This is a genomic window from Streptomyces sp. NPDC028314 (assembly GCF_055565795.1).
In genome coordinates, this window is record NZ_JBVHTP010000003.1 from 56403 (window position 1) to 70497 (window position 14095).

Below are 14095 nucleotides of genomic sequence, written 5' to 3' on the forward strand. Positions count from 1 at the left end.
CTTCCGGCCGGGCCGGGCCCGGCCGGTGGTCAGAGCGAGCGGAACAGCTCCACGTACCGGGCCAGGAGGCCGTCCCAGGCGAACCGCTCGCGCGCGGCGCGCAGGCCCGCCGCGCCCAGCCGGTCGGCCAGGGCTCCGTCCTCGAGCAGCCGGCGGCAGGCCCCCGCCAGGGCGCCCGGGTCGCCCGGGGGGACCAGCAGCCCGGTCCGCCCGTCCTCCACGACGTGCGGGATGCCGCCGACCCGGGAGCCGACCACGGGAGTTCCGCAGGCCATGGCCTCCACGAGGACCATGCCGAAGGACTCGGCCTCGGTCAGCGACGGCAGCACCAGCACCGCGGCCTCGCGGACCGCCCGGGCGAGGTCGGGGCCGGTCAGCTCCCCGGCCGCGGTGACCCGGTCGGCGACACCGAGGGAGGCGGCCAGGGCGAGGTGGTCGGCGACCGCGTCGCCGCCGCCGACGAGGCGCAGCCGCGCCCCGGGCACCTCGGCCAGGGCGCGGACCAGGACGTCGACGCCCTTCCAGGCCGAGGACCGGTCGATGCGGCCGACGTAGAGGAGGGTCGGCGGGCGTTCGGAGGGCGGCCGGCCCGGGGTGAACCGGCCGGTGTCGACGCCCGGGCTGATCTCCAGGGCTCCGGGCCGGGGGGCGGCCAGGGACACCGGGGACACGGCGACCAGGGCGCGGGCCCGGGCGAACACCCTTGGCAGCACCCGGCGCTCGTAGAAGGCGATGAGGCGGTCGGCGGCTCCGGTGCCGGGGCCGCCCTTGAGCATCGAGCCGGAATGGTAGGTGAGCACGGCGGGGCGGCGCCCCGCCACGGCCACGGCGATGTCCCCGAGGCCCGGCACGGGGGCGTGGGCGTGGACCACGTCGGCGCCCGTACGGCGCAGCCAGTACCGGACCTGGAGCGGCCACAGGGGGCTCAGGGGGGTGTTGGAGAGCCGGAGCCAGGCGCCGAGCCGCACGACCCGTACGCCGTCCTCCACGCGGGTTCGGGTGCGCAGGCCGGGGCGGCTGGTGAGCACGATGGCGTCGAGGCCGTCCGCGTCGTGCACGGCGCGGGCGACCCGGGCGGCGTACTGCTCGACGCCGCCGAGGTGCGGCGGGTAGTAGGGGGTGACGACGGCCACGGTGCGGGAGTTCACGCGGCGGCCCGCAGCAGGGCGGGGAAGCGGTCGGCTTCGGCGACGTATCCGGGCAGGCGCCGGGCCAGCTGCGCGCGGTAGCCGGAGTCGTCGTGGAGCAGCGGCTCGACGAGCGTCCACAGCCGGGGGTGGGTGACGTCCTCGATGGGCAGCACGTGGTCGCCGAGGCCGAGATCGGCCATGATGCCGCCGGTCTTGTGCTCGTACTCGATGGCCACGCAGGGCACTCCGCTGGTCAGCGAGAAGATCACGGAGTGGAAGCGGGTGCCGATCAGCAGGGCGCACTCGCGGTAGACGCCCTTGAGGTCGCGGTAGTCCACGCTGTCCTCGATGAGCAGGGGGACCCCGGTGCAGTGGGAGGCGATCCGGCGCTCCACGATGCGGTCGTCGTCGCCCAGGTAGTCGGTGCTGACCTGCGGGATCAGCACGACGCGGGCTCCGGTGGCCTGGACGGCGTCGATGGTTTCGGCCAGGGCCCGTTCGTAGGCGTCCTGCGCGGCCGGGGCCAGCCAGCGCCGGGCCGTGACCCCGACCAGCCGCTGCTGCGGGCTCACGCCGAGGCGGGTCCGCCAGTCGGAGACGGGCGCCGGGTCGAAGGCGAAGCCGGAGTCCACGCCGCGGGTGACGGCCGCGTCGGGCAGGCCGCAGCCGCGCAGCTGGGCCACGCTGACGTCCTCGCGGGCCAGGACGAGCGGGGAGCGGCCGAGGGCGCGGGCGACGAGGCGGCGTTGGACGGATGCGGGGAACGGCCCGTAGGACTGGGGGGCGAACACGACGGGCACGCCGGCGCGCTGGGCGAGCAGGACGGGCAGCAGGACGAAGAAGACGTTCTGGTGGCCGTCGAGCCCCGGGCGGGCCAGGACGTAGGCGCCTCCGGTGGACACCACCAGGTCGGCGCCGGTCAGGGCGTCCGCTTCGCGCCGGGCCTCGGCGGGCAGGGCACGCCGCAGGAGGCCCGCCGCGGCGCGGGGCAGCAGGAGGAGCCCGGCGGCGGTCGCGCCGACGGACAGCTTCCGCAGGATCCGGCGGGGCAGGGAGACCGTTCCGTCGGCGACGTGGCGGCGGATCGAGCCGAGGTTGGGTGCGCCCTCGAAGACGGGGTGGACGGCGGGGTCCTCCATGCCCGCGACGCGTACCTCGGCCCCGGGGAAGGCCTCGCGGATCTGGCGCAGGCAGACGGAGAGCAGCGCGGCGTCGCCCGCGTTCTCCCGGACGTAGGCGTTGATCACCACGATCTTCACGGGCGGTACCTCTCGACAGGCGGTGCGGCAGACGGCGTTGCGGCAGAGGGCGGAGCGGCGGACGGCGGTGCCGCCGGTGCGGCGGCGGTCTTCCGGGTGGGGTCGGGCGGGGGCGGGGCCGGGGGCTTCGGCCCGGGCAGGCGTACGGCGCGCAGTTGGAGGGTGTCGACCGGGGACCAGCCCGGTCCGGGGTCGACGTCCGGTTGCGGCGGGCGGGGCGCGGAGGGCCGGCCGCGCAGCAGCGCGGTGGTGGCGAACAGCCCGGCGGCCAGGTTGCCGATGCCCCAGGCGTAGCCCACCCAGACCAGTCCGCGCGGCGCCCACAGCGCCGACAGGCCGATGGAGGTGCCCGCGAGGATGGTGTTGGCGGTGATGAGCTGTTTCATCCGCTGGGCCAGCTTCAGCCCGAAGCAGGCCCAGGTGTTGAGGGCGACGGCGAGGGCGGCGACGGCCAGCACGCTGAGCAGTCCGCTCGCGGTGGTGGCGTAGCCGCCGCCGAACACGAGCAGGAGCAGTCCGCTGCCGGCCGCCACGACGGCGACGGCCGGCACCTGCACGGCGGCGATGATCTGCGCGGAGCGGCGCAGGAGCTCGCCGAAGCGGGATTCGTCGGAGGAGACCTCGGCGAAGACGGCCTCCCCCACGGCGGTGGACACGGAGTTCAGCAGGGCGGCGATCTGGAAGGCGACGAAGTAGTAGCCGGCCTCTGCGGCGCCCAGCTTCTGGAGCACGATCAGCGGAGTGACCAGGACGGGCGCCAGGTTGATCAGACTGGAGACGTAGCTGGCGACGGAGAAGCGCAGTTGTTCGCGCAGCCGGGTGCCCCGGGTCCGGAGGTCGAAGCGGAAGCCGAGGCGGCGCCGGAGCAGGAGGAGGGCCGCGCCTGCGGCGACCGCGTAGCCGATCCCGGCGGAGCCGAGGATGCCGACCGCGCCGAAGCCGACGAGGGCGACGGGCGCGGCCAGTTTGGCCAGGCCCTGGAGGATGCCGTCGAACAGCACGTTGTACTGCGCCATGCGGGCGCTGATGAACACCGACTTGACCAGCAGGTTCAGCGCGGAGCAGGCACAGAACAGGACGAAGAGCACGGCGAGCTGGGGGTGGTCGCGGACGAACAGCAGCTTGTGCCCGTACCACGGCAGCCCCAGCAGGTAGATCCCGGCGGCGACGCAGGAGACGAGCACCACCAGCGCCATGGACTGGGTGATCTGGCCGTTGCGGGCCGTGCCCTCGGCGGGGAAGCGGATCAGGGTGCTGTTGAGGCCGAACATGCTGAGGTAGGACAGCAGCGAGGTCGCGGAGATCAGCGAGGTGGCCAGCCCGACCTGCTCGGGCGGGTAGAAGCGGGCGACGACCACCCAGAAGAGGAAGCTCAGCCCGGCCGTCGTGACGGTCGAGGCCAGCAGGAAGAAGGAGCTGCGGAACATCTGGTCCGGGGGTCGGGCGTGCCTACCCACGGCGGGCGTCCCGGTAGTGCCCGAGCAGCGCGCTCACGTGCCGGTCCCAGCCGAAGGAGGCCTCGGCGAAGGCCCGGGCGGCGGCTCCCGTCGCGGCCCGCGCGCCGGGGTCCGCGACCAGCCCGTCGAGCGCGGCGCGCAGCGCGGCGGTCTCCCGCGGGACCAGCAGGGCCACGGAGCGGTCCAGGCCGTAGGGCGCGTACCCCGGGTCGTCGGTGGTGACGACGGGCAGGCCGCAGGCCATGGCCTCCTGGACGGTCAGCGGGAAGCCCTCGGCGGTCGAGGGCAGGGCGAACACGTCACACGCCCGGTAGGCGTCGGCGAGGTCCTCGGCGGACAGGGCGCCCAGGCGGTGGACCCCGGGGCGGCCGGCGAGGGCCGTGGCGTCCCCGTCGCCGGCGAAGACGAGGTCGTAGGCGGTGTCGCCGGCGTGCGCGTCGAGGAGGAGGCCGTACCCCTTCTTGGGGACGAGGCGGCCCGCGAAGAGCACCAGGGTGCGCCCGGCGGGCAGACCGAGCCGCGCGCGGGCCGCGGCGCGCTCCGCGGGGTCGGCGGGCGGCCGGAACAGGTCGGTGTCCACGCCGTTGGCGAGGTGGTGGCGGGCCTCCGGGCGGGCGCCGAGCCCGCCTACGAAGGCGGCGACACCGGCGTTGACGGTGAGCACCCGGCGGGCGCGGCGGAGCAGCGGCCTGCCCGCGACGGCGTAGACGGCCCGCTGGACGGCGCGTACCAGGGCCGAGGGGTGCTCGACCAGGCCCACGTGCTGGGTCACCACGGTGGGGGTGCGGGTGACGGCCGCGGCGAGCCCGGCCGCCCAGGAGGAGGCGTACAGGCAGTCGTGGACGTGGACGACGTCGGCGTGCCGGGCCCAGCGCAGGGCCGCGGGCAGCAGGGCCGGCGAGAACAGCGGGAAGGGGACGCCGGACCGGCGCTCCACCGCGTTCGACGCGGCGACGCGTACGACGCGGACGCCTTCCTCCAGGCCGGTCCCGGCGCGTTCGCCGCTGGTGAGGACGGTGACGTCGGCGCCGTGCCGGGCCAGGTGGAGGGCCTCGTTGCGGACGACGTTCTCGATGCCGCCCAGGTGCGGCGGGTAGTAGTGGCTGACGAGCAGGACCCGGGGCTGCCGCTGGGAGTGGGTCACCGGTAGATCACGGCCCCTTCGTTGCTGTAGATCAGGTTGCGTGTGGTGTCGAGGAGGCCGCGCGGATACCGGTACGTCACGAGGTCGCCCCGGAAGAAGACGGTGACCTCGTCCTTGCGGGTGGGGGTGGTCCCGAGCAGCACGTAGGACTGGGACCGCAGCAGCGCGGGGTGGACGCTGTCCTGGGTGCGGACGGAGAAGAGGGTCTGGAGCCGGCTGAAGGAGTACCGGTCGGTCTGGACGACGACGTCGTCGCCCGCCGCCCGCTGGTTGAGCCACATCGCGGCCCGGCGGTCCTCGGCGTGCGGGTAGTAGATGTCGTAGGAGGGCCCGGAATTGCTGAGCGCGAGCTGCGCGGGATAGCCGCCGAGGGCCTTGGGGACCACGCCCGTCAGGTCGAGCAGCAACCCGGCGACCAGGACGCAGAGCGCGGGGACGGCCCGGCGGCCGGCCCAGCGCACCGCCCACAGGGCGCCCACCGCGATGAACGGGGCGAAGAACAGCAGCCCCTGCTGGAAGGCCCGCAGCACGCTGTAGTCGACCGACAGCTGGGGCACGAGCGTGAACAGGCCCATCATGGCGAGGGCGCCCACGGTCAGCGTGGTCTGGTCGCGGACGGGGGTGAAGGGACTCCTGCGGCCGCGCAGGGCGACCACGAACCCGACCAGGACCAGGACCTGGAGCAGCAGGGCGGCGGCCTGACGGAGCAGCCCGTTGACGGCCGGTACGCTCACGCCGGCGCCGTCCAGCGCTCGGCCGACGGGCGTGAGCGGCATGTTCTCCTTCTCCGCGACGGGCGTCGGGTACTTCGCCAGGCTTTCCAGCGGCGGGTACTTGCCGGCCGCTCGGTCGGTCCGGGTGTAGCCGACGGTGTCCTCGCGGTACTCGTCGAGCCGCTCCTGGGGTGTGACGCCGGCGCCGCCGAAGAGGCTGTAGCGGGTGTCGGAGGAGCCGCCGCGGGCGTCTCCCGGCCCGAACAGGTCGCCGGCGACGACGCGTAGCGTGCTTTCGAGCTGGCCGCCGGTGTGGGTGAGGGGGCCGGCCCAGAGCAGCGCCAGCACGGCCGGTACGGCCACCGTCCACCACGTCAGGAAGGTCCGCATGCGGTCGTGGCCGCGGGCGCGGTGCGGATTGCGGCGGCCCCGGCGGGAGGCCAGCCGCCAGACCTTGTCCACGGTGAAGGCCGTCGCCAGGGTGCCGACGATCACGTAGATCGTCGAGTAGTGCGACAGGACCACGCCGGCCAGCAGCACCGTGAACACCACGCGCCGCAGGGGCAGCGGGCGCCGGGCGTCCGTCAGGACGAGCATCGCGCAGGCCAGGAGCAGGAAGGCGATCGCCTGCCGGCCCAGGAACGGCATGTCGGTGAAGAAGGTGGGGAACGCCATGAAGAACACGGCGGAGAGCAGGGCCACCAGCGGGGGCGCCACGTTGCGCACCGCACGGTGGACCAGCACCGGGGTCAGGGCGAACAGCAGCGGCAGGACCGTCTTGAAGACGTAGACGTCCTCGATCCCGGTGAGCCGGAACACGCTGACCGGGAGCAGGGTGATGCTCAGGCACGCGTTGTACGGGTCGGTGTAGGCGGAGATGTCCCAGAACCCGCCGCCGAGGGTCAGCCGGAAGAAGAGGTACTCGCGCTGGATGTCGTGACCGGTGACGTACCAGCCGCGCAGGGAGGTGAGCAGCAGCAGGGCGGCGGACGCCGCGTAGATCCCGGCCTCCAGGACGGGCGGGGAGTAGCGGCTGCCGCGTACCAGCAGGAGCACGACCAGCGCCGCGACCAGGACCAGGGCGGCCGTGCTGACGGCGCCGCCCAGACCGTTGTTGAGGCGGATCGGGCCGGCCACGGAGAGCACCAGCGCGGCTGCGGCCGCCCAGGCCACCGGGCGGGCGCCGCGCAGGGGCGCGCCGCGCAGCAGGGGGTGGTGTGACTCGGGGGCGAGGACGCCGAGGACGAGGAGCACGGCGGTGGTCGCGGCGGCCAGCACCAGCCGGGTCAGCGGCCGTTCCACGCCGAGCGGCGGCAGCGCGGTGTTGACGGCCAGCGCCACGAGGATGTCGAGGAGCACGGTGAGACCGGTCGCCAGCATGAGCGAGCCGCTGCGGGTGGAGACCACCTTGTCGGTGAGACCGCGCAGCAGCAGCACGGGAGCGGCGAAGAGCAGCCACAGGCCGACGGGCGCGAGCAGGAGGCCGGGGACGCCGGGCAGCGTCTCGACGGCGCAGGCGGGGCCGAGGCTCAACAGGACGCCGAGGCGCCCGCGCAGCCAGCTGGGCGGATTCATATCCCTGCCCTCCGGTACACGAGCTCCACCTGCCGCGCGACTTCCTCCCAGGTGTGCCGCCGGGCCCGCTCGGCGCTGCGTACGGCCAGTTCGCGCCGCAGGCCGGGGTCGGCCGCGAGGCGGTCCAGCGCGGCGGCGAGCGCGGCCGGTTCCGGAGCGGCCAGCAGGCCGACGCCGCGGAGCAGCTCCGTGTTGCCGGGCACGTCGGTGGCCAGTACGGGGAGGGCGCCGGCCATGGCCTCCAGGGCGGCGAGGGGCATGCCCTCGCGGTCGGAGGGCAGGACGAAGGCGTCGGCGTCCGCGTAGGCGGCGAGGAGGTCCCCGCCGTGCAGCGGACCGGTGAACCGGACGCGCTCGCCGAGCCCGAGGCGGGCGGCCCGGGCGCGCAGTTCGACGTCGAGCTCGCCGCCGCCGACGATGCGGAGCCGGACCGGGGCGGCGGCGAGGCTGACCGCGTCGAGCAGGCGCGCGAGGTTCTTCTGCGCGCTGAGGCGGCCGACGTAGAGCAGCCGCAGGGGGCGGGCGCCGGTGGCGGGCGGAACGGCCGGGGCGCTCACGGTGGCCGGGGCGGGGCGGAAGAACTCCGGGCCGACTCCGTTGGGCACCACGTGCACCCGCCCGGCCGGTACCCGGTAGGCGTCCTCGACGAAGCGGGCCTGCTGCTCGGTCAGCACGATGACCGCCGCCGCGGCGCGTGCGACGCGCCCGAAGACGTGCTTCTTGTAGGCCGGCAGGAGCCCGCCGAGGCGTCCGCTGGCGTCCACGTCGAGGTGGAAGTGGAGGACGTACGGCTGCCGGCGCAGCCACGCGGCGAGCGCCACCGTCTCCGGCAGGAGGGCGTGCGCGCAGTGCGCGTGCAGCACCGCGCCGCGCGGCGCGGCCAGCAGCGAGCCGAGGAGGCCGGGGGCGATCGCGGTGTGCGCGACCTCGGTGGCACGGTGCCTGCGTACGGCCACTCCGTCCTCACGGGCTCGCCGCGGCGCGCCGCCGGAGCCCAGCGTGGTGGTGACGACGCGGACGTCGTGGCGCTCCGCGAGACGGCGCGACAGCTGCAGCACGACGCGTTCGAGGCCGCCGAGGTGCGGGGGGTAGTACGGGGTGATCTGGAGAACGGTGCGCATCAGAGTTCCGGGGGCGGGCCGAAGCGGAAGTGGAGGGTCTGCGGATGGCCGGCCAGGGAGACCCGGACGACGGCGACGTCGGCCCCCTTGGCGCGCACCCGCGCCGTGACCGGGACCGCGGCGCCCTGGTGGGGCTCGACGGCATAGTTCTCGGTCGCCAATACCTTGCCGTCCGCAGCCTCGACGGTGAGCGTCGCGACCAGGGAGCGAGCCCCGGAGCCGTGGTCGTTCACGGCGAAGGGCACGAGGACGCTCGCACCGTCGAAGCGCGGGTTCTCCGTGAAGTAGAGCTCGATGAAGGCAGTCTGCTGACGGGTGAACGACTCCAGGAGGACCGTCCGCACGGGCGGCAGCGACCAGGCGCCCGCGCACAGCCCCGCGGCCAGGACGAGCACCAGCGCCGCCCGGATCAGACGCTTCCTCATGCCGGGGTGTGCCGCCGCTCGTAGTTCGTACGCCGGTCCTCGGCGGGCCGGCGGAAGCGGTGCGCGAAGAGCTGGCGCAGGTTGGCCATGCCGTCGGGCAGCGCGTTCAGCTTCACCTCGCCCTGGCGGTTGCGGTACTCGATGGGTACTTCGAGGCACCGGTAGCCGGCTCGGGTGGCGGCGTTCTTGATCTCCTGGGAAAAGGCCATGCCCGTCGACTGTACGTCAACGCCGTCCCAGACGTACCGGCGGAAGACCCACATACCGGACTGCGAGTCGCGCAGTCCGTTGCGGAACAGGGCCCGGCTCAGGGCGCTCAGCGCATAGTTGGCCATGGTGTGCGACCGCTTCATCGCCGAGCGGTTCTCGCGGCGGAGCCGGTCGGTGGTCATGAACTCGATGTCGGCCTCGGTCAGCGTGGCCAGCAGCTCGGGCAGCGAGTCGAACGGGTAGGTGCAGTCGGCGTCGCCGGTGGCTATGACGTCGCCCTTCGCGGCGCGGAAGCCGGCGTGGTAGGCGTTGCCGTAGCCCCGTTCCGGCTGGGAGACGACCGTGGCGCCGAGCGCGGCGGCCACCGCGGCCGTGTCGTCCGTGGACGCGTTGTCCACGATGATGACCTCGGTCTCCCAGCCCAGGGCGCGGAGCGCCCCCGTGGGCACCGAGTTCACCACACTCGGCAGGTTGGGCGCCTCGTTGAGCGCGGGAATCACGACGGAAAGCGTATTCAATTCATCCCCCGGTGCCGGACGAGAACGACGGCCCACGAGCGCCTCGGCGGCTGAGGGCCTTCACGTCGTGGAGTCTCGGCCGCGCACCCTGTGCCGGGCGGTCTGCTGGATGTTCTCTGGTACGGACGTCGGCCCGGAATCCGGGCCAGCGGTGACCTTAGCCGACTCGTGAGGCGCCCCTCCACCGGGGTGACCTGCCCGCGATGATCAAACCGGTGTGAATTCGGTCGGAACGGTCACCCGATGAGCCAGGAGCCGACGGGCTTGATCTCCTTGTCCAGCTTTCCGCCCTTGAGGGCGAGCACCTGATCGGCGGTCAGTGGCTTGTCCCACACCAGCACATGGCCGATGACCCCCGCCCAGGGCCCGCTCCAGATCCCGTGGTGCCGGGATCGGCCCAGCTGCAGCGGCCCCTGGCCGGCCCAGGCCGCGGGCACCGCGGTGCGGCCGGCCTCCTTGCCGTCGACGTACAGCGTCAGCGTCTTGGCCTGGGCGTCGTACACGCCGGTCAACAGGGCCCAGGTGCGCACCGTGTTGTGGCCCTCGGAGACGGCTGCCACGGCGGTGGACGCGGCCCCCTTCTCGTCGGTCTGCATCCGGAACGCCCAGCCCTTCTTGCCGCCGTTGTCCTCACGGCCGAGTTCGAAGGAGTACGAGGTGCCGTCGCCCTGGCTTATCGCGAAGCGCGAGCCGCCGTCGGCCTCGTTGTAGACCCACGCCGAGACCGTGAAGCTCTTGGACGCGTCGACGACCTGCTCGGCGGCCTGCGCGTAGGAGTTGCCGTTGCTGCGCAGGCGCAGCACGTTGCCGTTGTCCACCTTGCCGAGGACGGCGTCCGGGCTGAGCGCGATGTTGATCTGGCCGGAGCGGTCGCGCAGCAGGTTCGGCTCGCCGGGGACGGTGGGCGCGTTGGCGTCGGAGGGATCCTGGCCCGGGGCGGCGGACGCCGCCTGGGAGGGGCCGGGGCCCGATTTCTCCCCGCCCTTGTCGTCCTTGTCCAGGACGAGGAACCCGGCGCCGACGCCGAGGCCGCACGCGGCGACGGCGATGGCGGCCATCCAGATCCGCTTGCGCGTCTTCTTCTCCGACTCCGAACGGTCCGCCATCGCCTGCCAGTCGGGCTGGGGCGACGGGGTGAAGGCGGCCGGCGAGGGCTGCGGCACAGGCGCCTGGGGGTGCTGCGGGGGCCCGCCCGCCGACCACGGCTGGGGCAGCGGCTGCTGGTACGGATTGGGCTGCCCGGGCTGCGGGAAGCCGTAACCGCCGGGCGTCCCCTGGGGATATCCGTAGCCGCCCTGCCCCGCGGCGGGGTCCTGCTGGGGAGTGTTCGCGCGATCCGTACCGTCAGTCATGGCACGGATCGTAAAACATGACTGACGGGCAGCCATCGGACGGTACGTCACGAGACGGACTCGACGCCCTGAGCGAAGCCCTCAGGTGGGGCCGCGGTCGCGGGCCGGGGTGTCGGCCGGCCGGGGTGTCGGCTCGCCCCGGCCGGTCAGCGGCAACCGCCCGGTGGACAGCGGTTCTGGCAGCCGCCCGGTGGACAGCCGCCCTGCAAGCGGCCGGGCAGGTGCGTTCTCCGTGCACCGCGTTGACCCGGGACCGCGTCCGCTCGGCCTATGGCCGGCCACCGCCCGACCGCACCGGATGCCGGGGTCCGAACCGCAGGAGCCGACCTCCCCGCCGGGGAGGACCCACCCCCCCCACCCCACCGGAGGTCATTCACCGCCGGTGGACCTGGCGCCGGCCCCGTCATCCGTCGGTCGGTCGGACAGCTCGCGGCGGTCGGACAGCTCCGTCCACAGGTCGAGAAAGGCCCGCAACGGCGCACTCGGCCGGGCGCCCGGGCGCCAGACGAACACCTTCCGCAACCGGATGGCGGGCTCCAGCGGCACGACGACGAACCTCGGGTCGGCAGCGAGGACCGGACTCGCGTGGGAGGTCAGGGCGATACCGATCCGCTCCGCGACCAGCGCGACTTGGAGGGCGACGTCGTTCGTCGCGTAGGCGATGTCCAGCCGCAGCGCCTTCGCGGCGAAGGCCTCACGGATGAACGCATGCACCCCACTGTCGGGGCCGTAGCTGATGACCGGGCTCCGAACCGCCTCGTCGAGGGTCATCGGACGGTTCGCGGTCCAGCTTCCTGCGGGGAGGACCGCCACGATCCGGTCCTCCAGGAGCACCCGTGATGCGACGGCGGCGGGCGCGCCCTCCGGCGGTCCCGCGATCACGGCCGCGTCGATCTGCCCGTCGCGGACCTTCGCCAGCAGAGACGGGCTCGACGCCCCGGTGAGGCTCACCGCGACCTGGGGATGACGTCGGTGGTACTCCCCCAGCAGCCGGGGAATGCCGGTGCCTTCCAGACCGCCGACGGTCCCCAGCGCGAACGATCCACTGAGCAGACCGGAACGGTCGGCGAACTCCCGGACGGCCGACGCGGCCGACGCCAGACAGGCCCGGGCGTGCGGCAGCAGGGCGGCGCCGCCGGAGGTGAGGACCACCTGTCGGGGCAGCCGTTCGAACAGGGGCTCGCCCAGCTCCTTTTCCAGGGCCTGGATCTGCTGGCTGATCGCGGGCTGCACGACATGGCAGCGGACCGCCGCCTTGGTGAACGACCGCTCCTCCGCCACCGCCACGAAGTACTCAAGCGTGCGGAGCTCCATGGCGGCCAACTTATCAACTCCGGTGTTGAGAGCCTGCGTTGTGATGTCTGCCGCCGGCTGGCCGACTCGGGCCAGGCCCGGTGCGACGTCGCCCGGTGCGATCAGTGATCGTGACCGCTGCCATCACCGCTGCGTATTGGACATCCGCGGCCGGTGTCCCGAGGCTGGTAACAGACTGTCGGCCGGCTCCATGGCCCGGCGAAGGGCAAGGACAGACCGATGAGAGTGACCGTCGTCGGCGGGGGCATCGCCGGGCTGACGTGTGCCCTGAGCCTGCACGCCGCCGGATTCGAGCCACAAGTGTACGAAGCGGCGCGTACGGTCAAGGCGGTCGGCGTGGGGATCAACCTGTTGCCGCACGCCGTCCGGGAACTCTCCGAACTCGGGCTGGACGCCGAGCTGGCCTCCGTCGCGCTGCCCCCGCACCGGCTGAGCTACCGCGACCGGGCGGGCGAAGTGGTCTGGGAGGAGCCGCTGGGGCGCGCGGCCGGGTATCACTGGCCGCAGTACTCCGTCCACCGCGGCCGTCTGCAGATGCTGTTGCTGGCGGCGGTACGCGAGCGTGTGGGGCCGGACTCGGTCCGTACCGGCCTGCTGTTCCAGCGGTTCGAGCAGACCGCGGGTGGCGTCAGGGCCCACTTCCTGGACCGGTCGAGCGGCCTGACCGCCGTTGCCGACGCCGATGTGCTGGTCGGGGCCGACGGCATCGACTCCGCGGTCCGAACCCAGCTCTACCCGGAGGAGAGCCGCCCGGAGTGGAACGGCGTCCACATGTGGCGGGGCGTCGCACACCACCCGCACATCCTCGACGGCCGCTCGATCGTGGTGGCCGGGGGCACGCCCGGTGCGAAGTTCATCGCCTACCCGATCGAGGACCCCACGACAGCCGATGGCGAAGCCTTGGTGAACTGGGTGCTGGAGGTTCGGCACGGGCACGGGCACGGGCGCGGACACGGGTCGTCCGCCCCGCCTCCGGACGGCACCGGCCGTCGCATCACGGCGGCGCAGGCCCGCGCCGGGCTGTCGTCCTGGAACCTGCCGTGGATCGACCTGGCGACGCTCGGCGAACGCTCCTCAGCGATCTTCGAGTACCCGATGCTGGACCGCGATCCCCTGCCGCGCTGGAGCTTCGGACGCGTCACCCTGCTCGGCGACGCCGCACACCCGATGTACCCCGTGGGCATGAACGGCGGATCGCAGTCCATCGTCGACACCCGTGTGCTGGCCTGGTGCCTGGCCCGGGAGAACGACCCCGCGGCCGCACTCCGCCGCTACGACCGGACGCGCCGGCCGGCCGTCAACGCGGTCGTCCTGGCCAACCGGGAGCTCGGACCGGAGGAGATCATCGCGAAGGCCCAGGACCACGGCGGGGCCCTGCCCGCCGGGCAGGCAGAGAAGATCGCGACACACTACAAAAGGCTGGGCCAGGCCACCGTGACCCAGGTCAACACCCACGCGTCCTGGACGGTCCCGCGCCGCCCCACGGACCCGGCGCGCTGAGGGGCCGGCCGACACACCCCTCCAGCGAGCAGGACCCCGAGCAACCGTCATCCGCGCACGCGGCATCCGGGCTCACAGCGGACCGCACTGCTACACCCCTGCGCCGGCGCGATCTCAACCCGCTCCCGCATCGCCGAGGGCGGCCGCACAGTCGGGGCGGCCGGCAGCGTGTTCACGGGTCGGCGGCAGGGCAGCGACGATATTACTTTTCAACCTGCCAGATCACCCAACCGGCCCCGTTCTGGACATTCGGGAGCACATTCCAGCCGGGACCTCCAAAGAAGATTGCCATGTACAGCAGTCTCACAGGATCGTCATTAGGCAGGCACGAAGCGAGACGAAGCGAAGGCGTCACTGTGGGGCTGTCCGTCTAATCG

Annotated in this window: 11 protein-coding genes; 1 reads left to right on the forward strand and 10 read right to left on the reverse strand. The window is 73.5% G+C overall.

Translation table 11 applies throughout. From position 1 onward, the window contains the following. Positions 1 to 29: 29 nt before the first annotated feature. The 10 genes from ACZ4TG_RS07920 to ACZ4TG_RS07965 form a co-directional block, all read right to left on the reverse strand. On the reverse strand, positions 30 to 1148 hold the full coding sequence (locus tag ACZ4TG_RS07920) for a glycosyltransferase family 4 protein (protein WP_468160571.1): 1119 nt from the start codon (positions 1146 to 1148) through the stop codon (positions 30 to 32). Continuing rightward, positions 1145 to 2389 (reverse strand): polysaccharide pyruvyl transferase family protein, encoded by a 1245-nt coding sequence (locus tag ACZ4TG_RS07925; protein WP_468160572.1) that lies wholly within the window; start codon positions 2387 to 2389, stop codon positions 1145 to 1147. The genes ACZ4TG_RS07920 and ACZ4TG_RS07925 overlap by 4 nt, the downstream gene beginning before the upstream one ends. Further along, the gene (locus ACZ4TG_RS07930; RefSeq protein WP_468160573.1) at positions 2386 to 3816 is read right to left on the reverse strand and encodes a lipopolysaccharide biosynthesis protein; all 1431 of its coding nucleotides are present in this window, start codon (positions 3814 to 3816) and stop codon (positions 2386 to 2388) included. Before ACZ4TG_RS07930 ends, ACZ4TG_RS07925 begins: the two co-directional genes overlap by 4 nt. Positions 3817 to 3838: 22 nt before the next feature. Then, entirely contained in the window at positions 3839 to 4990 is a 1152-nt protein-coding gene (locus tag ACZ4TG_RS07935; protein WP_468160574.1) for a glycosyltransferase family 4 protein, read from the reverse strand. Further along, entirely contained in the window at positions 4987 to 7278 is a 2292-nt protein-coding gene (locus tag ACZ4TG_RS07940) for a DUF2206 domain-containing protein (RefSeq protein WP_468160575.1), read from the reverse strand. Before ACZ4TG_RS07940 ends, ACZ4TG_RS07935 begins: the two co-directional genes overlap by 4 nt. Further along, positions 7275 to 8399, reverse strand: coding sequence for a glycosyltransferase family 4 protein (locus ACZ4TG_RS07945; RefSeq protein WP_468160576.1), 1125 nt, complete (start codon positions 8397 to 8399; stop codon positions 7275 to 7277). Before ACZ4TG_RS07945 ends, ACZ4TG_RS07940 begins: the two co-directional genes overlap by 4 nt. Next, entirely contained in the window at positions 8399 to 8824 is a 426-nt protein-coding gene (locus ACZ4TG_RS07950) for a hypothetical protein (RefSeq protein ID WP_468160577.1), read from the reverse strand. The genes ACZ4TG_RS07945 and ACZ4TG_RS07950 overlap by 1 nt, the downstream gene beginning before the upstream one ends. Beyond that, positions 8821 to 9534, reverse strand: a complete 714-nt coding sequence (locus tag ACZ4TG_RS07955; protein WP_468160578.1) for a glycosyltransferase family 2 protein — start codon at positions 9532 to 9534, stop codon at positions 8821 to 8823. The genes ACZ4TG_RS07950 and ACZ4TG_RS07955 overlap by 4 nt, the downstream gene beginning before the upstream one ends. Before the next feature lie 254 nt (positions 9535 to 9788). Next, positions 9789 to 10904, reverse strand: a complete 1116-nt coding sequence (locus ACZ4TG_RS07960; protein WP_468160579.1) for a LamG domain-containing protein — start codon at positions 10902 to 10904, stop codon at positions 9789 to 9791. Between the two features lie 369 nt (positions 10905 to 11273). Continuing rightward, complete coding sequence (locus tag ACZ4TG_RS07965; RefSeq protein WP_468160580.1) at positions 11274 to 12218, reverse strand: LysR family transcriptional regulator; 945 nt, start codon at positions 12216 to 12218, stop codon at positions 11274 to 11276. 219 nt (positions 12219 to 12437) lie between these two features. Between ACZ4TG_RS07965 and ACZ4TG_RS07970 the strand changes: the two genes are divergently transcribed. Beyond that, positions 12438 to 13718, forward strand: coding sequence for an FAD-dependent monooxygenase (locus ACZ4TG_RS07970; RefSeq protein ID WP_468160581.1), 1281 nt, complete (start codon positions 12438 to 12440; stop codon positions 13716 to 13718). Positions 13719 to 14095: the final 377 nt, after the last annotated feature.

What these genes read in the sequence shown, in the direction of transcription:
- ACZ4TG_RS07930 (WP_468160573.1), bottom strand. Translation starts at nt 3,816, where the DNA reads ATGTTCCGCAGCTCCTTCTTCCTGCTGGCCTCGACCGTCACGACGGCC.
- ACZ4TG_RS07940 (WP_468160575.1), bottom strand. Translation starts at nt 7,278, where the DNA reads ATGAATCCGCCCAGCTGGCTGCGCGGGCGCCTCGGCGTCCTGTTGAGC.
- ACZ4TG_RS07945 (WP_468160576.1), bottom strand. Translation starts at nt 8,399, where the DNA reads ATGCGCACCGTTCTCCAGATCACCCCGTACTACCCCCCGCACCTCGGC.
- ACZ4TG_RS07950 (WP_468160577.1), bottom strand. Translation starts at nt 8,824, where the DNA reads ATGAGGAAGCGTCTGATCCGGGCGGCGCTGGTGCTCGTCCTGGCCGCG.
- ACZ4TG_RS07960 (WP_468160579.1), bottom strand. Translation starts at nt 10,904, where the DNA reads ATGACTGACGGTACGGATCGCGCGAACACTCCCCAGCAGGACCCCGCC.
- ACZ4TG_RS07965 (WP_468160580.1), bottom strand. Translation starts at nt 12,218, where the DNA reads ATGGAGCTCCGCACGCTTGAGTACTTCGTGGCGGTGGCGGAGGAGCGG.
- ACZ4TG_RS07970 (WP_468160581.1), top strand. Translation starts at nt 12,438, where the DNA reads ATGAGAGTGACCGTCGTCGGCGGGGGCATCGCCGGGCTGACGTGTGCC.